20 protein-coding genes are annotated in these 22,761 nt (G+C 47.2%); 14 read left to right on the top strand and 6 right to left on the bottom strand.

Going from position 1 to position 22,761, the window contains the following annotated elements; translation table 11 throughout:
• Window positions 1–47 precede the first annotated feature (47 nt).
• Entirely contained in the window at window positions 48–545 is a 498-nt protein-coding gene (locus tag IE163_RS07000; RefSeq protein ID WP_189431597.1) for a glycine cleavage system transcriptional repressor, read from the bottom strand.
• A gap of 212 nt (window positions 546–757) precedes the next feature.
• Here IE163_RS07000 and IE163_RS06995 point away from each other — a divergent pair, with 212 nt between their 5' ends.
• The 6 genes from IE163_RS06995 to IE163_RS06970 all read left to right on the top strand — a co-directional run bounded on the left by IE163_RS06995 (window position 758) and on the right by IE163_RS06970 (window position 8,534).
• Window positions 758–1,756 (top strand): PstS family phosphate ABC transporter substrate-binding protein, encoded by a 999-nt coding sequence (locus IE163_RS06995; protein ID WP_189431595.1) that lies wholly within the window; start codon window positions 758–760, stop codon window positions 1,754–1,756.
• Complete coding sequence (locus IE163_RS06990) at window positions 1,753–3,636, top strand: ABC transporter permease subunit (protein WP_189431593.1); 1,884 nt, start codon at window positions 1,753–1,755, stop codon at window positions 3,634–3,636. The genes IE163_RS06995 and IE163_RS06990 overlap by 4 nt, the downstream gene beginning before the upstream one ends.
• Window positions 3,636–4,991 (top strand): phosphate ABC transporter permease PstA, encoded by a 1,356-nt coding sequence (pstA, locus tag IE163_RS06985; protein WP_189431591.1) that lies wholly within the window; start codon window positions 3,636–3,638, stop codon window positions 4,989–4,991. Before IE163_RS06990 ends, pstA begins: the two co-directional genes overlap by 1 nt.
• Window positions 4,992–5,022: 31 nt before the next feature.
• Window positions 5,023–5,796, top strand: coding sequence for a phosphate ABC transporter ATP-binding protein PstB (gene pstB, locus IE163_RS06980; RefSeq protein WP_189431589.1), 774 nt, complete (start codon window positions 5,023–5,025; stop codon window positions 5,794–5,796).
• 47 nt (window positions 5,797–5,843) lie between these two features.
• Window positions 5,844–6,554: a phosphate signaling complex protein PhoU gene (gene phoU / locus IE163_RS06975; protein ID WP_189431587.1), complete on the top strand. Its 711-nt coding sequence runs from the start codon at window positions 5,844–5,846 to the stop codon at window positions 6,552–6,554.
• 231 nt (window positions 6,555–6,785) lie between these two features.
• Window positions 6,786–8,534 (top strand): Na/Pi cotransporter family protein, encoded by a 1,749-nt coding sequence (locus tag IE163_RS06970; protein WP_189431585.1) that lies wholly within the window; start codon window positions 6,786–6,788, stop codon window positions 8,532–8,534.
• Window positions 8,535–8,711: 177 nt separating this feature from the next.
• Here IE163_RS06970 and IE163_RS06965 read toward each other — a convergent pair whose 3' ends face one another.
• From IE163_RS06965 to arsB, 3 genes are all read right to left on the bottom strand, one after another.
• Window positions 8,712–9,584: a universal stress protein gene (locus IE163_RS06965; protein WP_229833461.1), complete on the bottom strand. Its 873-nt coding sequence runs from the start codon at window positions 9,582–9,584 to the stop codon at window positions 8,712–8,714.
• A gap of 12 nt (window positions 9,585–9,596) precedes the next feature.
• Window positions 9,597–11,081, bottom strand: a complete 1,485-nt coding sequence (locus IE163_RS06960) for a SulP family inorganic anion transporter (RefSeq protein WP_189431584.1) — start codon at window positions 11,079–11,081, stop codon at window positions 9,597–9,599.
• A gap of 293 nt (window positions 11,082–11,374) precedes the next feature.
• Window positions 11,375–12,397: an ACR3 family arsenite efflux transporter gene (arsB, locus tag IE163_RS06955; RefSeq protein WP_189431583.1), complete on the bottom strand. Its 1,023-nt coding sequence runs from the start codon at window positions 12,395–12,397 to the stop codon at window positions 11,375–11,377.
• Window positions 12,398–12,594: 197 nt separating this feature from the next.
• On the opposite strand from arsB, the gene IE163_RS06950 reads away from it, so the two are divergent.
• From IE163_RS06950 to IE163_RS06920, 7 genes are all read left to right on the top strand, one after another.
• A complete protein-coding gene (locus IE163_RS06950; protein WP_189431581.1) occupies window positions 12,595–13,509 on the top strand; it encodes a hydrogen peroxide-inducible genes activator in 915 nt (304 codons plus the stop codon).
• An 86-nt stretch (window positions 13,510–13,595) separates the two neighbouring features.
• Window positions 13,596–14,621, top strand: coding sequence for a tRNA preQ1(34) S-adenosylmethionine ribosyltransferase-isomerase QueA (queA, locus tag IE163_RS06945; protein ID WP_189431579.1), 1,026 nt, complete (start codon window positions 13,596–13,598; stop codon window positions 14,619–14,621).
• A 127-nt stretch (window positions 14,622–14,748) separates the two neighbouring features.
• Window positions 14,749–15,882 (top strand): tRNA guanosine(34) transglycosylase Tgt, encoded by a 1,134-nt coding sequence (tgt, locus tag IE163_RS06940; protein ID WP_189431577.1) that lies wholly within the window; start codon window positions 14,749–14,751, stop codon window positions 15,880–15,882.
• 27 nt (window positions 15,883–15,909) lie between these two features.
• A complete protein-coding gene (yajC, locus tag IE163_RS06935) occupies window positions 15,910–16,245 on the top strand; it encodes a preprotein translocase subunit YajC (RefSeq protein ID WP_189431575.1) in 336 nt (111 codons plus the stop codon).
• 28 nt (window positions 16,246–16,273) lie between these two features.
• Window positions 16,274–18,130 (top strand): protein translocase subunit SecD, encoded by a 1,857-nt coding sequence (gene secD / locus IE163_RS06930; protein WP_189431573.1) that lies wholly within the window; start codon window positions 16,274–16,276, stop codon window positions 18,128–18,130.
• A 10-nt stretch (window positions 18,131–18,140) separates the two neighbouring features.
• Window positions 18,141–19,088 (top strand): protein translocase subunit SecF, encoded by a 948-nt coding sequence (secF, locus tag IE163_RS06925; protein WP_189431571.1) that lies wholly within the window; start codon window positions 18,141–18,143, stop codon window positions 19,086–19,088.
• A 61-nt stretch (window positions 19,089–19,149) separates the two neighbouring features.
• The gene (locus IE163_RS06920; protein WP_189431569.1) at window positions 19,150–19,521 is read left to right on the top strand and encodes a rhodanese-like domain-containing protein; all 372 of its coding nucleotides are present in this window, start codon (window positions 19,150–19,152) and stop codon (window positions 19,519–19,521) included.
• Between the two features lie 56 nt (window positions 19,522–19,577).
• Here IE163_RS06920 and IE163_RS06915 read toward each other — a convergent pair whose 3' ends face one another.
• The gene (locus IE163_RS06915; RefSeq protein ID WP_189431567.1) at window positions 19,578–20,834 is read right to left on the bottom strand and encodes a mechanosensitive ion channel family protein; all 1,257 of its coding nucleotides are present in this window, start codon (window positions 20,832–20,834) and stop codon (window positions 19,578–19,580) included.
• Window positions 20,835–20,976: 142 nt separating this feature from the next.
• Window positions 20,977–21,780, bottom strand: a complete 804-nt coding sequence (gene suhB / locus IE163_RS06910; RefSeq protein ID WP_189431565.1) for an inositol-1-monophosphatase — start codon at window positions 21,778–21,780, stop codon at window positions 20,977–20,979.
• 252 nt (window positions 21,781–22,032) lie between these two features.
• Here suhB and IE163_RS06905 point away from each other — a divergent pair, with 252 nt between their 5' ends.
• Window positions 22,033–22,761 (top strand): complement resistance protein TraT, encoded by a 729-nt coding sequence (locus tag IE163_RS06905; protein WP_189431563.1) that lies wholly within the window; start codon window positions 22,033–22,035, stop codon window positions 22,759–22,761.

Here is a 22,761-nt window from a genome sequence, read left to right as displayed (position 1 = left end):
TTATGACATGGCGATGACAGCTCTGCGGCCATCGCCAAAATCTAAGACTATTCTAAGTCGACAACGATATCGGTGGCGATGGCCTCCAGTGCCAGCGTTACATCGTCACGGTGTAAACCTGCGGGAAGTTGAACAGTTGCTTCGGCATGAAATAAAGGAACACCCCAGTTTGGAGCGCTTTGCTTATTGCTTTCAAAGGCCACAATATTGGCGCCTTTGTGACTAAGCACGCTGGAAAGTTCACGTACTATACCCGGGCGATCATTGCCGGTGATAACAAAGCGCAGTTGTTGCGATTTATCCAATTCAGTTTGCTGACCGTGTTGCACTTTCACATCTAAGTCAGTTAACTGTTGCAAAGCTGTAGTTAACTGCGCTAAATCCGGCTCTGCCACTTCGATTTGCACAATACCGGCAAAATAACCCGCTAAATGGCTCAGATTACTCGCCATCCAGTTACCTTGGTGCTCATTAATGACTTTAGCTAATTGTTCTACCAAACCTGCTTTATCTTTACCAATAATGGTAAGTACCAACTGCTTCATTCTGGCTTTCCTTATTAAACTCACTAACTATTGATGTAATGTACCCAATCTATGCTTTAGAGTGTAGCCGCAACTCAATCTTTTTAAAGTAGCAGATGAGTTTTATTACAAAAAAGGCTAACAAAGATCAACACAAGCTAGGCGCTGTCATATGGCTGCGTTACTATTAGGCTTCTGTTTTTATGTAATTGATGCTTTTGGATAGTAAAACCATGCAATTTAGCCGCTTTAGCGTGCTTGGACTCCTCGCCTGTGCTTTGCTGCTGCCAGGCTATGTATCTGCAGGACAGCAAGCCGCAGCAGATTTTGCCGAGCAGGAATACCCAGCGTTGTCGTCGCCCGCATTGTCGAAACTCACAGGGACTTTATCCAGCAACGGTTCTGATACCTTGCATAATATGATGATGCTATGGCGACGGGAGTTTGTTGCAAAACATCCTCAGTTAAATATTCAGATCCAAAGCAGTGGTTCGGCGACAGCGCCAGTGGCTTTAATTGAAGGTACCGCCAGTTTTGGACCTATGAGCCGGCCTATGATAATGGCTGAGCAACGACGCTTTCGTAACCGTTTTGGTTATGATGCCTACGCAGTGCCTGTGGCACTGGATATGCTGGCGCTTTATGTACACCAGGACAATCCATTGCAGCAGATCAGTATGGCAGAGCTCGAAGGCGTCTATGCACAAAATCGTCGCTGTTCTTATCATCCTGCGGTAACACTTTGGGGCGACTTAGGGCTTACTGGTGCCTGGCAGTTCCGACCACTTGCTGTCTATGGCCGTAATCCGGCTTCCGGTACCTATGCGTTTTTTCGGCAAAGGGCATTATGTAACGACGACTTTCAAAACAAAGTACAACAGCTACCGGGTGCTGCTGCTGTTGTTAGGGCCGTAAGTTTAAGTGTCAATGGTTTAGGGTATTCAGGTTTTGGCCAGCAAATTGCGGGAGTTAAAATGTTGGCTGTAAGCAAAGACCCTGAATCTGCAGCGATATTGCCATCAGCCGAGCATGCACTCTCCGGAGCTTACCCTTTGGCGCGTTTGCTTTATATTTACGTCAATAAACCCCCAGCGCAGCTACTGCCAGCAGCCGAGCGTGAGTTTATGCGTTTTATTTTATCGGCAAAGGGCCAGCAATTACTGTTGAGTGATGGTTTAGTGCCGATTCCGGAAGAACTGGTGTCACAAATTAGCCAGGAACTCGGTTTATGAAACAACAGGAGCCAACCACATTAGGGATAAGCCGTTTACCTGATGCCCAGCAACGCCAGCGGCGGGCTGTTAAACGGCGTTTATTAGACTCGCTTTGGTACGGCTTGATTAGCTTAGCGGGGGTGACGGTGATAGTGGCGTTATTAGCCATTTTTATCTATTTAATGTCTGAAGCACTGCCATTATTCAAGCCCGCGACCGCAGAGCTTAGGCCTTTACCAGTAACACCAGAGACAAGCTTAGCGATCCCACCCCGGGCAGTAATGGATACTGCGATATCTGCTGAGGTGTTGCAGCAGTTTGCCTTACCTTTAAGTTTTAGCATAGATTTTCAGTTACAGGATGCCTTGAAACGTTATGTTATTTTGGCCAATCGCAGTGGCGAGGCCTGCTTGTTGCAGCTAAGTAGACCCACTGCAGGATGTATTCAGCGCTTGTCTTTAACCGATCGAACGGTGTCGCTCACGGCCATTACCTGGTTAGCGGGCCAGCAAAGCCTGATTACCGGTGATAACAGTGGTCAGTTAAAACAGTGGTTTTTGCTAGCTGACAAAGATGGTCAAGTCAGGTTAAGTTGGGTTAAGCCTTTTCAACAGCGTAACGCTGCTATTGTTAGCCTTGCTGCAGAGCCTGGTCGCAGTGGCTTTGCTGTCTTAGATGCCGCAGGTGGGCTTAGTTTATTCTACAGCACCCTAAGTAAACCTTTGTGGCAAAAACGATTTCCTGATATGGCCGCGGCACGGGCGGCACCCGATGAGCTGCGATTTAATGCGACTAACGATCAGCTCTGGTTGCTAAAGCAAGAGCAGGCTTTGAGTTTTCTGGCTGTGCAGAATAAACATCCTGAGATCTCCTGGCGCACCTTATGGCAAAAAGTCTGGTACGAGAGTTGGCAACAGCCCGAATATGTGTGGCAAAGTAGCGGTGGCGCTGAGTTTTACCAGGGTAAGTACTCCTTGGTGCCACTCACTGTGGGTACGTTAAAAGCAGCCTTTTATGCCATGCTGGTGGCGGTGCCTCTGGCAATTTTAGCTGCGCTGTACAGTGTTTGCTATTTGGCCGAGCCACTGCGTAGCCGTTTAAGTAATTTGATTGAATTAATAGCGTTATTTCCAACTGTCATTATTGGTTTTTTAGCGGCTATCTGGTTGGCACCGGCTTTAGAGCAGCATTTATTGGCGCTGCTGTTGTTTGTTGCTATTACGCCGCTGCTCGTTTTTTTGTTGGCGAAATACTGGGCCGTGCTGCCGGCGTTTTTACAGCGTCCCACCGGCAGTAAACTCACCTTATTGCTAATGCTGCTGCTGTTGCTACTGAGTGCCGCTGCGGCATTTGGCTTGGCTGCGCTGGCAGAATACTACTTTTTTGATGGTAGTTTGCAGTCTTGGCTAAGTAAGCAAGGTATTGATTATCAACAACGCAATGCCCTAGTGGTGGGGTTAGCCATGGGTTTTGCGGTTTTACCCGTCGTATTTAGCTTAAGTTATGATGCCTTGGCACAAATCCCGAAACAGCTAACCTTAGGGGCTTATGCCTTGGGGGCAAATCAATGGCAAATTGTACAGCGTATTATGTTGCCGGTAGCGGCGCCGGGTATTCTGGCCGCTATGATGCTGGGTTTAAGCCGCGCTATTGGTGAAACCATGATTATTTTAATGGCGACGGGTAATAACCCTATTACAAATTTTAATGTATTTGAAGGGCTTCGTAGTCTCACCGCTACCTTGGCAATAGAATTACCGGAAGCAGCAGTAAATAGTAGCCATTACCGGGTACTGTTTTTGGTTGCTATCTTGCTGTTTATCTTTACATTTACCTGCAATACCCTGGCTGATTTGGTACGCCAGCGGCTCAGACGTAACTTACAGAGGCTGGATTGATGGGGCAATATTCAGCACAAGGGCGACTACTGTATTGTTTTGCAGCGTTATCAACGGCATTTATTTTGTTGCTGTTGTTATTGTTGTCGGTATTGATGCTTAGTCGGGGATTAAGCTTATTCTGGCCGGCAGAGCTGGTGCAGTTTCGGTATGAGCAGGCGGGGCAAAGTCAGGTTGTTAGTGGCGAGGTTGTCAGTCGGCAACAGCTAAGTGCACAACAATTACAAGCAGCAGGGTATGACCCGCAAAGTTTAGGGCAGCGTTTGCTGGTAAAGCAAGGCTATACCGGCACCGCGCAGCCCGCGTTTCGCTGGTATTGGCAGGAGCAGACGAGTGAGTGGCAGTATCCACCAGATTTAAGTTTATTGCGTCATCAACAGCTCGGCGATCTTTTTGGTGTTGTTACGGCACAAAGCGATAGTGAGCTGGAGCTGCGCCTGGCTTCTGGCCGCCATTTAACCCTGGATAAGGCTGATGTCGCCATCTGGGTACAACCCAATACACTGAACTGGCTGAGTAAAGTGCGGCTGTTTCTGGTGCAGTGGTGGCAATTCTTAAGCAGTGAACCACGTGAAGCGAACAGTGCCGGTGGTATCTTGCCTGCCATTATCGGCACCCTGGTTTCGGTTATGTTAATGGCGTTGCTGGTGGCACCTATCGGCATTATGGCTGGCATTTACTTGCACGAGTATGCCAAGGATAGCCGTCTCGTCCGCTTAGTGCGCCTGAGTGTGCATAATCTGGCGGGGGTGCCTTCGGTAGTATTTGGCGTTTTTGGCCTGGGGTTTTTTGTTTATGTGTTAGGGGGCAGTATTGATCAGCTGTTTTATGCAGAACAATTACCTCAGCCTACTTTTGGTACGCCAGGCCTGATTTGGGTATCGCTAACTCTGGCATTACTGACCTTACCCGTGGTGATCGTAGCGACCGAAGAGGGCTTAGCACGTATTCCGGTAGCGTTACGGCTTGGCGGTTATGCCTTGGGCGCAACGAAAGCCGAAGTGCTAAGAAAGCTAATTTTACCCGTTGCCCGCCCAGCCTTTATTACAGGGGTGGTATTAGCGATTTCGCGAGCGGCTGGCGAAGTGGCGCCCCTTATTTTTGTGGGGGTTGTTAAATATGCACCGAGTTTACCTGTTAGCCTTGAATGGCCCTTTGTGCATGCCGATCAACAAATTATGAGTCTGGGCTTTCATATTTATGATGTTGGTTTGCAAAGCTCTAATGCAGATGCCGCCGAGCCCAGGGTCTACGCTATTGCGTTAGTATTGTTGCTGCTTATTGGCAGTTTGAATCTGCTGGCTATGCGACTACGTCAGTACTATCGGGTGCAAACCCGCGATACCACATCTTAATTTCATAAAAGTGTCACAATCAGGGGGTAGAATGGCGGTTATTAGGAATGCGACTGTGAAGATGTCAGCACAAAACCTGTCAGTAAGGCTGGCCGGTAAAGCTGTGCTAGACAATATCAGCCTGGACATTCCGGCCAATAAGGTAACGGCTTTAATTGGCCCTTCTGGTTGTGGTAAATCCAGTTTGTTGCGCAGCTTCAACCGGATGAACGAATTGTTAGAAGAGGCTGTTACGCAGGGGCAGGTATTACTGGATGGTCAGGATATCTATCGGCCGGGTGTAGATTTGGCAGAGCTACGTCGTAGAGTGGGTATAGTGTTTCAAAAACCTAATCCCTTTCCGTTATCGGTATACGAGAATGTCGCCTTTGGTTTGCGGCTGCAAGGTGTAAATCGTGCCCGGCAGCTTGATGAGATGGTGGCAGAAGCGTTAGAAAAAGCGGCGTTGTGGCAAGAAGTTAAGAACCGACTCCATGACAATGCCTTAACATTGTCGGGTGGCCAGCAGCAACGATTAGTTATAGCACGGGCCATTGCCATTGAGCCTGAGGTATTGTTGCTGGATGAACCCGCCTCAGCTTTGGATCCCATCTCAACATTAAAGATTGAAGAGCTGATTTACGAGCTAAAACAGCACTATACTATAGTAATAGTGACACACAATATGCAGCAGGCTGCGCGGGTTTCTGACTACACAGCTTTTATGAATTTAGGCCAGGTGGTCGAGTTTGATGCGACGAACAAGATTTTCACCGATCCGAATGAGCCGCAAACAGAAGATTATATTACCGGGCGCTTTGGCTAAACGAATTGTCCTGGCGTTGCCACAACGAGACCGAGGGGAGCGATTTTATGGATAAACTGAATTTATCGAAACACATTTCTAGCCAGTTTAACGAAGAACTGGAACAAATCCGCAACCATGTGATGTCGATGGGCGGCTTAATTGAACGTCAGCTTTATGATGCACTGGCTGCCATTGCCAATAGCGATAGCGAGCTCGCGCAGCGGGTTATTGAAAACGATCTAAAAGTTAACGATTGGGAACTGCAAATCGATAAAGAATGTACCCGGATGATTGCTAAGCGCCAACCTGCTGCCAGCGACTTACGCTTAATTATGGCCATTTTAAAGAGCATCGCTGATTTAGAACGGATTGGTGATGAAACGCGGCGTATTGCTAAAGTGGCGCTGGAGTCTTTTAACAGCGATCAGCAAGATTTATTAGTTAATCTCGATAATCTGGGTCGTCATGTGGCGCAGATGCTGCACGATGTATTAGACGCCTTTGCCCGAATGGATGTTGAAGCCGCCTTGACGGTGCACAAAGAAGATAAAAAAGTCGATCGTGAGTACGAGGCCATTACCCGTCAGCTAATGACTTATATGATCGAAGATCCGCGTTCTATTCCAAAGATTATGAATGTTTTATGGTCGGCTCGCTCGTTAGAGCGGATTGGCGATCGCTGCAAGAATTTGTCTGAATACATTATTTTCTTTGTGAAAGGGAAAGTGGTTCGCCATAGTACGCATGAGAAGCTGGAACAGGAAGTTCGTAGCTAAAATCACCGATTTTGCCGCTAGCTAAGCCAAAAAATTGAACCTTAAGCTTTTAAAGTTTAAGGTTTTTTTTTGCAAGTTCTAATATTTCAATTATATTTCATTCTTATTACAGGTGGCTTTGAGTATAATGCCGCCCGAAGCATAATATTGCAAACACAGAATCTGTACACAGCGAAACGTCATTTCGGTCGCGTTTTCGTCTGTTTTCAGGTTCTGCTTAGGGCATAACTCATGACATATACATTTTTTGACTTTCTGCAGTTAGTTGGTTCACTAGGTATTTTCATTTTTGGGATGAAGATTTTTAGTGAGGGCTTGCAGAAGATAGCCGGCAATCGGCTTAAAGGTATTCTAAGTGGTATGACGCGCAATCGGTTAACCGGCGTTCTGACCGGTTTTGCGACCACAGCCATTACTCAATCTTCAACCACAACCACCGTTATGGCCGTTACCTTTGTTAACGCTGGTTTACTTACCTTCGTACAATCTACAGGTGTGATTATGGGGGCCAATATTGGTACTACCATTACCGCCTGGATGGTCGCACTCTTTGGTTTTAAATTTAAAATTACCTCTATTGCCGTTGCTGTTATAGGGGTGTTTTTTGCCTTTTTATTCTCTAAAAATACCCGTTTAAGAAATATTGCCGAGGCAATGGTCGGTTTTGGTATTTTATTTATTGGTCTTGATTTTATTAAAGGTGCTGTACCTGATATTAACAGTAATCCGGCCATTTTTGCGTTTCTGGATGGCTTTACCCAGTATGGTTATTTCTCGCTACTTTTATTTGTGCTTGTCGGCACTGTGCTGACGTTACTTACCCAATCTTCATCAGCAGCGACGGCGATTACCCTAGTTATGGTATTTGAAGGTTGGATATCCTTTCCTATCGCTGCTGCGATGATTCTGGGGGAGAATATTGGTACTACGGTAACCGCCAATATTGCGGCCCTGGTCGGTAACGTGCATGCCAAACGCGCGGCACGCTTTCACTTTTTCTTTAACGTCATTGGCGTGCTATGGATGCTGGCGTTGATCTACCCGGCATTGCATCTAATAGATTATACCATGCAGTATTTTACCGGTAGCTCTGCATCGGTGATGGCAGGTGGCGCTGATACCAGGGATACTGCTGCTTTGGGGCTTTCGTTATTCCATACCTCCTTTAATGTGCTTAATGTCGTCTTCTTGTTCGCTTTTATCCCGTATTTGGTGCGGTTTGTAGAATATATTCAGCCAGACAGGGGCGGTAAAGATGAAGAGTTTCATCTGCGCCATATCAGTGCTGGCGTGATGACATCGCCTGGTTTATCCATTACGCAAGCGCAAAAAGAGATCCAGCACTTTGCTGAGGTCATTGATAAGATGCATGACTCGGTTACAGAGTTACTGTTCGATCCGACGGCAGATAAAGCCGCACTCGTTGATAAAGTGCGTAAGTATGAAGATGCAACGGATGTGTTGGAAATTGAAATATCGGACTACTTGGTTGGCGTGAGTGAGCATACCAATCTTGAGCATTGGATGACCGAACGCATTCGTTTTATGCAAACGGCTATTAATGATATGGAACGTGTTGCAGATATCTATTATCAGGTAGCTAAACTGGTAGAGCGGATGGCGGAAACCCAGTCAGTCTGGCCAGATCCTGCCACGGCCGAAATGCAGCAAATGATGTTAGCGTTAAAAGCCGCCATAGCAACCATGAAGCTGAACACGGCGAAAGAGCCCGGTGCGGTGAGCATGAAAGAAGCGCTGGTGCGTGAAGATCATATTGATAAGTTACGGGATGAATATCGTGATAATCATTACAAGCGCTTAGAAAGTGGTGACTATGCACCGCGCGCTGGTGTGATTTTTATTGATATGCTAAATCGTTTAGAGCGTATTGGCGATCATATTCTTAATGTCAATGAATCCGCTTCTGGCCGCCGTTTAAAGGCGCTACGGGTAGATGGCACGAATGTCGCTAAGCAGTAATAGCGACTGCGCTAGGTGCACCCTAGACGGATGTAAAAAAGGCTCTTAATAGAGCCTTTTTTTATGTCAGTGTTACTTGAAAAAAATAGCCCTGATAAAACAGGGCTTGCGTTCAGCTTAGTCGGATTAGCTTACGGTGTTACAGCTTGTCTGTAGCAAACAAGCTTGCTCTGACATCTAGCGCAGAACCAGTAAGGCGCATTTTGCTTTGCTAATCATCGCTGTAGTGGTGCTACCGACAATAAACTGGCGAATGCGGGAATGGCCATAGGCCCCCATCACCAGTAAATCAATGTGCTGCGCTTGCTGGTACTGATGTAGCACCGTTTCTGGCTCACCACCGACTATTGCAACAGTGGTAGCAAAACCGGCATTTTGCAGAATGGTTGCCGCTTGTGCCATCTGCGCGCTGCTGGCAGCAGTATTGGCACCGGCCATCACCAAATGCACGGGTAACCCCTGACAAAGTGGGCTTTGTGCCAGCATCTCTAAACTTTTTAATGCAGTGGCACTGCCATCATAGGCCAGCATAATGCGCTTAGGCGCAGTAAAGCTTTGTTGCGTGATCAGAATAGGTTTGTGCAAGGTGCGGATCACCTGTTCCAGATACATGCCCATATGACCATGCGCTTCGGCACTGTTGCGGCCGCGTTTACCTAATACCACCAGACGGATGTTATCTGCCAGCTCGGCCAAGGTATCGACTAACTGGCCATGGCGCAGTTTTTCTTCGACCTGACTAATGCCGGCTTGCTCAGCGCGCGCTTTGGCGGCATCCAGCATTAAGCGGCCTTTTTCTAACGACAGCTTATTTTTTTGCTGGTCTAAATCGGCCAATTGTTGCAATAAGGCCTCTTGCGAGCCTAAACCAATACTGCCACTTAAATCGGCAGCGGTGTGATGCACTGCCCGGTGTAACACATGCAGCACGGCTAAGGGCGCCTGTAGCTTTTGTGTTGCCCAAATCGCCGCGTCGCAGGTTGCCTGGGCATAGGGTGAGGCATCAATACAGGCAATAACTTTTTTAGCCGCAATCATTGTATTTGTCATAGTGTGCTGCTCCTAGTGGCCCATCATTTTATCCACCGCATCCGGGTGATTGTGCATGGCAAATTTATCAACCAGTGTGGCACTGGCTTCATTCAGACCAATGAGTTCAACTTCGGTGCCTTCGCGGCGGAATTTAAGCACCACCTTATCTAAGGAGCTAATGGCAGTGATATCCCAAAAATGGGCCTTGCTTAGATCGATAGTGACCTTTTCAATGGCTTCTTTAAAGTCAAAGGCGGCAATAAACTGCTCGGCTGAACTAAAAAACACTTGGCCGACTACCTGATAATCGCGCTGATGGCCCTCTGTCGACAAGGTTGAGCCGATAAACAGAATGTTGCCCACTTTATTGGCAAAGAACAGTGCACTTAACAATACACCGACTAATACGCCATAAGCCAGATTGTGGGTAGCGACGACGACAGCAACGGTAGCTATCATCACCACACTGGAGCTTTTCGGGTTAGTTTTAAGATCGCGTACTGAGCTCCAGCTAAAGGTGCCAATTGACACCATAACCATGACGGCAACTAAAGCGGCCATCGGGATCAGGCCAACCCAATCGCCCAAAAACACCACCATCAGTAATAATAAGATACCCGCCATTAAGGTTGATAAGCGGGTACGACCACCTGATTTCACATTAATGATCGACTGGCCAATCATGGCGCAACCCGCCATACCGCCTATTAAACCCGAGCCGATATTGGCCACACCCTGACCGACACATTCGCGGTTTTTATCACTGCTAGTATCAGTAAGATCATCAACAATAGTGGCAGTCATTAAGGACTCTAAAATCCCTACCACGGCCAAGGCTAAGGCATATGGGAAGATAATTTGTAAGGTTGCAAAATTCAGGGGGACTTCTGGCCAGAGAAAAATAGGCAGGCTATCAGGCAACTCGCCCATATCTGCCACGGTACGAATATCCAGATCAAAGTACAGCGCCAGTGCCGTTAATACCACAATACAAACCAGTGGCGAAGGAATGGCTTTGGTGACATAAGGAAACAGATAAATAATGGCCAGGCCGAGCGCTGTCATGCCATAGACCGTAGTGGTGCCGTAGGTGCCGCTTAATTCAGGTAACTGCGCCATAAAAATCAATATGGCTAAGGCATTTACAAAGCCGGTGACTACCGAGCGCGAAACAAAGCGCATTAAATCGCCTAGCTTTAAAAACCCAAAAATTATTTGAATAACACCGGTCAGCAGGGTAGCGGCCAGTAAATATTCCAGGCCATGCTCTTTTACCAGGGTGATCATAAGCAGTGCCATCGCGCCGGTCGCCGCCGAGATCATCGCCGGGCGGGCACCGGTAAAGGCAATAATGACACAGATAGCAAAGGACGCGTATAAACCTACTTTGGGATCAACGCCGGCGATAATAGAAAAAGCAATAGCTTCAGGGATCAAGGCCAAGGCGACCACAAGGGCAGATAACAGATCAGCTTTGGTGTTAGAAAACCAGTGCTGCTGGATAGATTTCAACATAACATTTCCAATCAAAAAAAACTTACCGGTATTGAGCCGGAACACAGATTAACAGGGATTGCAGTAAAGTAGCTCTGTGTACCCATTGCCTCAACTTTTTGCAATCTTGTGTGCTGAGTTCTCAATTACACCGGCCTGTCCTCATTGCTTAAGAAATCGTCTGCTTGCAAGTCATTGTCGGCATTATAGCCTGTTTAAGAGCTGTAATGCCAGGTAAAACCCTGTGTTCGTTACAAATTTGCCACTAAACCTGCATTTAGATAAGTTTTGTTTTACTACAGCCAGCGTATCTTTTAGGTTTTGGGAAACCAATGCCGGGTTCTGTTGGCAAAATAGACCAGCGAGAGCATAACCGGCACTTCTACCAACACGCCCACCACAGTGGCCAGCGCAGCACCGCTATTTAAACCAAACAGGGCAATAGCAACGGCTACGGCTAATTCGAAAAAATTTGAGGTGCTGATCATACAAGCCGGGGCGGCAATATTGTGCGGTAGCTGCATTTTTTTCGCTAAGGCATAAGTAATAGCAAAGATACCATAGGTTTGAATAAGTAATGGTATGGCAATTAATAAGATAATGAGCGGCTTAGCTACTATGGTTTCGGCTTGAAAGCCAAAGAGTAACAGTACCGTCGCCAGTAAACCAAGCATTGACCAAGGCTTGGCTTTTGCCAGAAATTGGCTGATGCCTTGTGCATTACTGTTTTGGTTAAGGCGTTTACGGGTAAGTACGCTAGCGATCAGGGGCAATAACACATACAGCACGACTGATAACAACAGGGTTTGCCAGGGCACCACGATATCGCTGACACCCAACAGCAGTGCGGCTAAGGGCGCAAAAGCAAAAATCATAATAATATCGTTCACTGACACCTGCACCAGCGTGTAATTCGCATCACCTTTGGTTAGTTGGCTCCAAACGAAGACCATAGCGGTACAGGGGGCGACACCCAGTAAAATCATGCCAGCGATATATTCGTTGGCACTTTGCGGATCCACCCAGCCGGCAAAAAACACCTTAAAGAATAACCAACCCAGCGCGGCCATAGTAAAGGGTTTTACCAGCCAGTTCATGACCAAGGTGAGAACAAGGCCTTTGGGTTTTTTACCGACATCCTTGATGGCAGAAAAATCAATTTGCACCATCATGGGGTAAATCATTAACCAAATCAGCAGCGCGACCACCAGATTAATTTGGCCATATTCGAGTGCTGCAATGGCCTGAAATACCTGTGGAAACAGGTTGCCTAGCAGTACGCCGGTAACAATACAGATTGCTACCCAAACCGATAAATAGCGCTCAAAAATGCCCATCAGCTCGCTCCCATAACTGCGAAAATGCCTAAATCCACTGCCATAATATATGTTATTTTGCATATGTTATAGAGTGCATGTGGCTAAAGTCCAGCCTGTGAGCAGGATTCCGCTGAATACACTTGATCCTGCCGTTGCTTAGGCGTAACGTAATCTGAATTTTCATATAAAAACGCTTCTTTAAATCGGAAAAATACATGAAAAGATTACCCAGTATTAAACAGCTGCAATATTTACTGGCGCTGCATGAGCATCAACATTTTGGTCGGGCGGCTGACGCCTGCTATGTCGGGCAATCGACCTTAAGTGCTGCTATTGCCAATTTAGAAGAAACCATGGACACCCAATTGCTGGAGCGGGATCACAAAACCTTTATTTTTACCCCCTTGGGTGAGGATGTGGTGCGCTTATCACGGCAAATCATTGAGCAATGCGAAGAGCTAACCGATTATGCTAAATCCCAGGGCAAACCGATGACCGGGCCTTTTAGATTAGGCTGTATTCCCACCATTGCGCCCTTTGTGCTTGGCGAAGTAATGAGCTTATGCCGCGAACGCTTTCCGGATTTACAGCTGTTATTGCGCGAAGATACCTCGGAAAACTCCTTACATGCGCTTAACGAAGGGCGGCTGGATATGGTGTTGCTCGCCTTGCCTTATGAAACAGGTGCCTTACACACTGAAGTACTGGGGCAAGATATGTTTAATCTGGTTTTACATAAAGATTGGCAAGATCGCGGTTTTAATAAAGATATTAATCAATGGCCGGATGAAAGTATCTTTTTGTTAGAGCGCGAGCATTGTTTAAGTGGCCATGCGGTAAAAGCCTGTGAGCTGGAAGATAGCCGTAAAGTAAACCCGTTTTTTGCTACCAGCCTGCATACCTTAACGCAAATGGTAAATAACAAATTGGGTGTTACCTTTATGCCGCAAATGGCTATTAACAGTGGCGTACTAGAGGGTACTGAGCTGATCAGCCAGCCCGCTGTTGCCGGTAATGCCTATCGGGATATTGGGGTAGTGTGGCGATCTACCTCCAGTAAGGCACGGAGTTATCAGCAAATGGCCGAGTTAATTCGGGAAGTGCTGACAAAAAAGTGCCGCAGCAACTAGGGGGCTCTAGGGCAAGTCCTAACAATTTGCTAGAATAGCGCCGCCGGATTTGGCCGGTAAAGCCAGAGACACTATTGAGAAACGCCATGTTAGTAAAAGAATTTAGTTTTGAGCTGCCTGAGCAGCTAGTTGCCAGTGAGCCGCAGGCAGAGCGTTCTGCCAGCCGGCTGTTAGTGATGGATCGCCAGAGTGGCGACTTACAGCATCACATCTTTAAAGATATTCTGCAGTTATTAAACCCAGGCGATTTACTGGTGTTTAATAATACCCGCGTTATCCCTGCTCGTTTGTTTGGGGAAAAAAGCTCCGGTGGCAAAGTCGAGGTGTTAGTCGAGCGGCTGTTACAGGGGCAGCGCTTTTTAGCCCATATCCGCGCTAGCAAAGCGCCCAAGCCAGGTACCGAATTACTGCTGGAAAACTCTGCCAGAGTGATTATGCAGCAACGGCACGATACCTTATTTGAATTGGAATTATTAGGTGACGAACCAGTACTGGCTATGTTGGAGCGCTTGGGGCATATGCCACTGCCGCCTTATATCGCTCGCCCGGATACCGAGGAAGATAAAGCCCGCTATCAAACCGTGTATAACGAAAAACCCGGTGCTGTTGCTGCACCCACCGCAGGGTTGCACTTTGACCAGCCGTTATTGGATCAGTTAAAAGCTAAAGGCATCGAATTTGGCTTTGTGACCTTGCATGTTGGAGCGGGTACCTTTCAGCCGGTGCGCGTCGATTCGGTGCTAGAGCATAAAATGCATGCTGAATATATCGAGGTAGAACAAGCCGTAGTGGATGCCATTGCTGCCTGTAAAGCACGGGGTAATAAAGTGGTTGCCGTAGGGACAACCTCGGTACGTTCACTGGAATCTGCGGCGCAGCAACATGGCGGCGTGTTAAAACCCTACAGCGGCGATACACAAATATTTATCTACCCAGGTTATCAGTTTCAAGTTATCGATGCCTTGATTACCAACTTCCATTTACCAGAGTCCACCTTAATTATGTTGGTCTCGGCTTTTAGTGCCAAAGAGCATGTAATGCAGGCCTATGCTACGGCAATTGCCGAGCGCTATCGTTTTTATTCTTATGGCGATGCCATGTTTATCAGTTGATTGACGAATAGTTAAGCCTAAGCGGTATTACTGATATAATACCCGGCCAGTAGGCTGACGACGGATAAACGTCAGCCACTTTCGTCCATACGAGCCAGACTGTTTTTCTGGCCAGAAGAGGTTTAGTGTGAAATTTGAATTACTTGCCACCGACGGTAAAGCCCGCCGTGGCCGTTTAATATTTGAACGCGGTGTGGTGGATACCCCCGCTTTTATGCCTGTGGGTACTTATGGCACCGTGAAAGGCATGACGCCGGAAGAGCTTGAAGCGACCGGTGCCCAGATTTGTTTGGGGAATACCTTTCATTTAATGTTACGCCCGGGCACCGAGATTATCCGTAAGCACGGCGATCTGCACGATTTTATGCACTGGCATAAACCTATTTTAACCGACTCCGGTGGTTTTCAGGTGTTTAGTTTGGGTGAGCTGCGCAAAATCACGGAAGAAGGTGTTAAGTTTCGCTCGCCGCTGAATGGCGAGAAAATTATGTTAACCCCAGAGCGTTCAATGGAAGTGCAGCGCGATCTGGGCTCAGATATTGTGATGATCTTTGACGAATGTACGCCTTATCCAGCCACAGAGCCGCAAGCACGTAAATCCATGGAGCTGTCGTTACGCTGGGCGAAACGCTCGAAAGAGGCGCATGGCGATAATCCGTCAGCCTTGTTTGGTATTATTCAGGGCGGTATGTATCCGCATTTACGCGATATTTCGCTGCAAGGCTTAGAAGATATCGGTTTTGATGGTTACGCCATTGGCGGTTTATCGGTGGGTGAGCCCAAAGCCGATATGATTAATATTCTTAACCATACTACTGGCAAAATGCCGGCGCATAAGCCGCGCTACTTGATGGGAGTGGGCAAGCCAGAAGATTTAGTCGAAGCGGTGCGCCGTGGTGTCGATATGTTCGATTGTGTAATGCCAACCCGCAATGCCCGCAATGGCCATTTGTTTGTGTCAGACGGTGTCGTGAAAATTCGCAATGCCAAACATAAAGACGATATCTCGCCTTTGGATAAAGAATGTGATTGCTACACTTGTAAAAATTATTCCAGAGCCTATTTACATCACTTAGACCGCTGCAATGAAATTCTTGGCGCGCGCCTTAATACCATTCATAATCTGCATCATTATCAGAAACTGATGCAGGGATTGCGTGATGCTATCGGCGCTGGTAACTTGGACGCCTTTGTAGCAACCTTTTATGCAAAACGTGGTTTACCGGTGCCTGCACTGGATGCTGCGATAACAACAGAATAACTTACTAAGACAATTAAGGGGATTTTCATGAGTTTATTTATTAGCCAAGCCTATGCCGATACTGCTGCTGCACCGCAGGGTGGTGGTTGGGATTTAATTATTATGTTGCTGGCGTTTGGTTTGATTTTTTATTTTTTAATCTACCGGCCACAAGCAAAACGCGTTAAAGAGCACCGTAATTTAATGTCTGCTTTGGGTAAGGGTGATGAAGTCTTAACTCAGGGCGGCATCGTGGGTCGGATCAGCAAAATTGCTGAAGACAAAGACTTTATTGTAGTGGCCTTAAACGACAGCACTGAAGTGACTGTGCAGAAGTCTGCGGTAAGTGCGGTACTGCCTAAGGGTACCTTAAAGTCGTTATAAGCGGCGTTTTTAAAGAAAGGATGTTGTTGTGTTAAACCAAAATCCGCTTTGGCGGTACCTGCTGGTTGCTGGGGTACTGCTGTTGGCATTAGTTTATGCTTTGCCTAATTTATACCCGGAAGATCCGGCACTAAACATCAACGCCACCCGTGGTGGTGCCGTGTCGGAAACGACCCGTCAGCAATTGGAGGAGCGCCTGGTCGCTTCGGGTCTTACACCGAAAGCTGTTACCTTGGAAAATGGCCAGGTATTGGTGCGCTTTCAATCTGCTGAAGAGCAATTGCGCGGCCGACAAGTGGCTACTGAGTTATTAGGCAATGTGAACTATGTTACTGCTTTAAACTTAGTGCCCACAACACCAGCATGGTTAGCTGCTATTGGTGCCAGCCCGATGAAATTGGGTTTGGATCTGCGCGGTGGTGTGCACTTTTTAATGGCTGTGGATATGAAAGCAGCCTTAGACAAAAACATTAACGATTTGACCCAAGCTTTTCGTGCTGATTTACGCGAAGCGCGGGTTCGCTATCGTTCGGTGTCGGCAGATGTTGAAGGCGGCCAGGTACAAATTCTGCTGCGTTCAGCCGAAGATGTCGCTGCTGCACGTGCCGCCTTGAGCCGTTTAGATCGTGAGTATGTATTTACGGACGGTGCCGCCGAGTTTAGTTTAAATGTGAGTTTAAGCGAGAACCGCATCCGGGAAATCCGTGAATACGCGCTAGAACAAAACATCACTATCATCCGTAATCGGGTTAATGAAATTGGTGTAGCAGAGCCTCTGGTACAACGTCAGGGCGCAGACCGCATTATCGTACAATTGCCAGGTGTACAAGACCCAGCGCAAGCCAAAGAAATTCTGGGGGCAACTGCAACGCTGGAGTTTCGCTTGGTGGATGAACAAGGTGATCTTGCTGCGGCGTTAAATGGCCGTTTACCGCCAGGCTCTTCGCTTTATACTGATCGTAATGGCCAGCCTTATTTGCTGGAAAACCGGGTCATGTTAACCGGTGAGCATATTACCAACGCCAGCTCTAGCTATGACGAATATAGCCAGCCGCAAGTAAATATCTCATTGGATGCGCAAGGCGGTAACTTACTGTCTGTGGCTACCCGTGATTCTATTGGTCGGCGCATGGCCACGGTCTTTATTGAGTACAAGCCAGGTGAGGAGCTACAAGCCGATGGCACACCGGTGCTGGTAAAGCAGGAAGAAGTGATTAACGCAGCTACTATTCAGGCACGCTTAGGTCGAAGTTTCCGTATTACCGGTATTGGTAATCCGGCTGAGGCGCAAAACCTAGCCTTGTTACTGCGTGCTGGAGCCTTAATTGCGCCAACACAAATCATTGAAGAGCGGACTATAGGCCCAAGCTTAGGTCAGGAAAACATTGATCTGGGTATGACGGCGATTATGTGGGGTATGGTTGTCGTACTGGTCTTTATGCTGATTTACTATCGGGTATTTGGTCTGATTGCCAATTGCGCGCTAGTGGCTAACCTCATCCTGATTATCGGTATTATGTCGATGATCCCAGGTGCCACCTTAACCTTGCCGGGGATGGCTGGTATAGTGTTAACCGTTGGTATGGCGGTTGACGCCAACGTCTTAATATTCGAGCGGATCCGCGAAGAATTAGCCGAAGGCCGCTCTGTGCAGCAAGCTATCCATCAGGGTTATGATCGGGCTTTTGCCACCATCGCCGACTCGAATATTACAACGTTATTAGTGGCGTTAATTCTGTTTGGGATTGGTACAGGTCCGGTTAAAGGTTTTGCTATTACCTTAGCCATTGGTATTTTAACCTCGATTTTCACGTCAGTAGTGGGTACCCGCTTACTGGTTAACTTGTTCTGGGGCGGCCGTCGCGTACAGTCGCTACCGATGTAAGGAGCCGAAAGTGAGAATATTCCGTTTTACTGATGCAATAAATTTTATGCGCTTTAAATGGCCTGCGTTAATGCTATCGGCATTGTTGGTCTTAGGCTCTTTTGGTTTGCTGTTTACCAAAGGCATTAACTGGGGCCTAGACTTTACTGGCGGTACTGTTATTGAAGTGGGCTTTACCGAAAATGCAGACCTCACTCAGGTGCGCGCTGTGTTAGCCGAACGTGGTTACCCGGATGCGGTAGTGCAGTACTTTGGTTCAAGCCAAGATGTCGCTATTCGTATTTCACCGCGCGAAGGGGTTGAGCAAAGCCGTATTTCTAATGAAATTCTGGCGGCGATATCGCAAACCTCGGCAACGCCGGTAGAAATGCGTCGTATCGAGTTTGTCGGCCCTTCAGTAGGCGATGAGCTAAAAGAGCAGGGCGGCCTTGCCATGTTGGCAGCACTTATTGGTATCCTGCTTTACGTTGGCATGCGCTTTGAGTGGCGTTTATCTGTAGGGGCGGTGCTGGCATTAGGGCACGATGTGATCATCACCTTAGGCTTGTTCTCGTTACTGCAACTGGAGTTTGATCTTACTGTACTAGCGGCTATTCTGGCGTTAATTGGTTACTCGATTAACGATACCATAGTGGTATTTGACCGCATTCGGGAAAGTTTTCGTAAGTTACGGGATGCGACACCTGAAGAGACTGTCAACGATGCAGTAACGGCGACGTTGAACCGTACTGTGGTAACCTCATTAACCACCATTATCGTGTTAGTCGTGCTGTTCTATATGGGTGGAGCCTTAATCCATAACTTTGCCACCGCATTGTTATTTGGTATTGCTATTGGTACTTACTCTTCAGTGTTTGTGGCCAGTGGTATTGCGGTACAGCTTGGCCTGAATCGCGAAGATATGTTGCCACCCCCTCCGCCAGAGAAAGAAGGCGAAGGCACGGAGCCGCTACTGTAATTTGCACTAAAGTGTGCTAAAAATGCCAGTCAATGACTGGCATTTTTTTATGGGAATAAGAATGAGCAAACAACATGCAGCGGGTTTTATTGCCTTGGTTAATGCGGCGAAAAGCCAGATTAAAGAAATTAGCATTGATGAGCTCTTACAGCATAATGAGCCCTATGTGCTGTTAGATATCCGTGAAGATCATGAATGGCAAAATGGGCATTTGCCCGAGGCCATGCATTTAGGTAAAGGCATTATTGAGCGTGATATCGAACAAACGGTTGCGGATAAAAAGCAAAAAATTGTGCTGTATTGTGGTGGCGGTTTTCGTTCAGCGCTGTCTGCACAAACTTTACAACAAATGGGTTATCAACAGGTACTCAGCTTAGCGGGTGGTTATCGCGAGTGGTGTGAGCGCAATTTGCCGCTGGTTAAGCCTGAATAGCAGACGAGTAAAGCTCGAAGCGGACAGCGGCTACTTCGCGCCGCCGTCCTGCCTGGTTAATCTTGTTGTTGTGGCAGCGCAGTTAGCTTTAGCTCGCGTAAATCCAAGCCACTTGGGTGCTGATACACCCGCAAGCCAAACTCTGGCAAAATAGCATACAAATGATCAAAGATATCCGATTGGATCCCTTCATAGACCACCCAGGCCGTGGTATTAGTAAAGCAGTATATCTCGAGTGGTAAACCGTCAGCGGTTGGCGAGAGTTGCCTTACCATGGTAATCATCTGCTGATGGACACCGGCATGATTCTTAAGATAGTGCAGTACATAGGCGCGAAAGGTGCCGATATTGGTAATGCGCCGGGTATTAACCGGTTCTTTGCCTTGTTCTGCCAGTTGCGCATTCCAGCTATCAATTTCGGCCTGTTTCTCTTGCAGGTACTGTTGCAATAGTTTAAAACGGCTTAGCGCTTTAATCTGCTCTTTACTTACAAAGCTAATGCTTTGCTGATCTAACATTAAACTGCGTTTAATACGGCGGCCACCGGATTCTTGCATACCGCGCCAGTTTTTAAAGGGGTCGGTCATAAAGCGGCGGGTTGGGATAGTAGTAATAGTTCTATCCCAATTTTGTACCTTTACGGTATGCAGGGCGATATCAATCACATCGCCATCGGCATTAAGCTGCGGCATTTCAACCCAATCACCCACCCGAATAACATCATTAGAGGAGATCTGCACACTGGCGACCAGTGATAAAATGGTGTCCTGAAAAATCAGCATTAACACTGCTGCCATGGCCCCTAAGCCAGAGAGTAAAATAAGCGGTGAGCGATCAAATAGCGCAGCGATCATTAAAATCACTGCCACGGCATAAATCACAATAGTCAGTAACTGAATATACCCCTTGATAGGTTTATTACGGGCATCCGGGCGGCGTGAATACAGGCTATTAATAAGATTGAGAAGATTGCTAAGGGCAATGGCGATAGTGAGGACGACAAAAGCATTAGTAACATTAATGGTAACCTGGACAATTAAAGACGGTAATTGCGGTACCTTATGAATGAGAGTGGAAATAACCAGTGCCGGCACTACATTGGCCAAGCGGGCGACAAAGCGCAAGTCTAAACCGCGTTGCTCGCATTGCTGCTTTTCAAGATTAAGCAGGTGAAAAACACCCCGTAACAGAATGTGTTTTACCAGAAAATTGGCACACCATGATAAGGTCAGTAAGATCGCTAAACCAAGCCACATGGCTAGCTGGCCGTTCTCAGCAGACCAGGTATTGATAATCTCCAATTGCTCCTGCATAACCTTTGTTAACTCCTAACCCGATATAGAATGGCCTATGCTAGCATGGCAGCCTAGGCTGATAACACCTAAAAAAAATCCGGCTTTGCGCCGGACTTGATGATGACTTTTAAGGCATCCTTAATAAAGGATCAGTTTTATATTATTTTGTCAGCGATTCAGACAAATGTGGGCGCATGCCTTTTACCATGGCTTGCAACACTTTCGGGCTGGCCGCTACCACGTTGCCACTCTTCATATGATTATTGCCGCCGGCGAAATCGCAAATCATGCCACCTGCTTCACGAACTATTAATTCGCCAGCTGCGATATCCCATGGTTTTAAACCAATTTCCCAAAAGCCATCAAAACGGCCTGCGGCAACATAGGCTAAATCCAGTGCAGCTGAACCAGTGCGGCGCATGTCAGCGCAGTCTGCAAAAAACGCATTAAAAATTTTGCTGTAACTATCTAAATGATGTTTAGCTTTAAACGGAAAGCCGGTAGCTAAAATAGCGCCCTGCATATCAGGTAAATTAGTTACACGGATACGGGTACCATTTAACTGGGCGCCACGACCACGCGAGGCAGTAAAAAGTTCGCCACGTAGCGGATCAAAGATCACTGCCTGGTCTAATTTACCTTGGTGCTTTAAAGCGATAGATACCGCAAAGTGTGGGATGCCTTTAATAAAGTTGGTAGTGCCGTCTAATGGATCGATAATCCATTGAAACTCACTGTCGCTGTTACCGTAATCGCCATGTTCTTCACCGACAATGCCATGAGTTGGGAAAGATTTTTTTAACACCGCAACGATAGCCTGTTCAGCTTCACGGTCGACATTAGTCACAAAATCATTAGTGCCTTTTGGCATTTTTTGAACCATGTCTAGCTGGCCACAAGCCCGCGCAATAACGTTACCCGCACTACGGGCAGCACGGATGGCGATGTTTAACATCGGATGCATAGCGATTACCTTATTTTGTAAAGAGCTGTATATACTTTGGTATAAATAACAATCAAAAGAGCGGCGCGTATTGTACCGGCTGGCTGAAAAAAGTAAAGCTTTGCAGGGTGTTTTTCGGTCTGGTTCATCGTAGAGCGGCGTTCAGGTAATTTTTTGTACAAATAACCCGCTAACAGAGGCCGTTGTTCAGATATAATTCAGCTTAATAGCTGAGAATAACCTTATATACTGACTTTTGAATTGAGACCTAATATGAAAACGTTAACTAAGGTGCTATTTGCTGCCGCCTTGCTGAGTCTAACTGCTTGCGGTGCTTTACATACATCAGTAGCAAAACGCAATTTAGATGTACAAACCAAAATGAGTTCTTCCATCTTCTTAGAGCCGGTAGAGCCTGAGCAGCGGACCATTTTTGTGGATATTCGTAACACCTCAGACAAGCCAGAATTTATGATTCGGGAGCAGGTGATTACCAGTTTGCGTGGTCGTGGCTATCAGGTGATTGATAGCCCATCGCGGGCGCACTATTGGTTGCAAGCGAATATCTTACAAGTTGGTCGCAGTAATGCACGTGAGTCGCAGGGGGCTTTAGCCGCTGGTCCAGGCGCGGTAGGTGGCGCAGTAACCGGTGCGGTGATCCATCGTTCTACTGGTGGCTCGGTATCAGGCACTGCAGGCGCCGCAGTAGCGGGCGCTGCCGTAGGGACTATTGTGGATGCTATGGTGCAGGATGTGTATTACAGCGTGATTACCGATATTCAGATTATGGAGCGCTTTGACGGTAAAGTGCAGGAGCGCTCTGAACATACCTTATTACAAGGCGACAGCGGCAGCACCCGCTCGACGTTTCAACAACAAACTAATATGCGGAAATATCAAACCCGGGTTGTCAGCTCCGCTAATCAAGCCAATTTGAAATGGGAAGACGCGGCGCCAACTTTAACTGAAGGCGTAGCACGCGCTTTGGCAGGACTTTTCTAA

The sequence above is a fragment of the Alishewanella longhuensis genome (assembly GCF_014653435.1).
Classification (GTDB): Bacteria; Pseudomonadota; Gammaproteobacteria; order Enterobacterales; family Alteromonadaceae; genus Alishewanella; species Alishewanella longhuensis.
The sequence above is the reverse complement of the archived record's forward strand: the minus strand, read 5'-3'. Positions and strand labels throughout refer to the sequence as shown.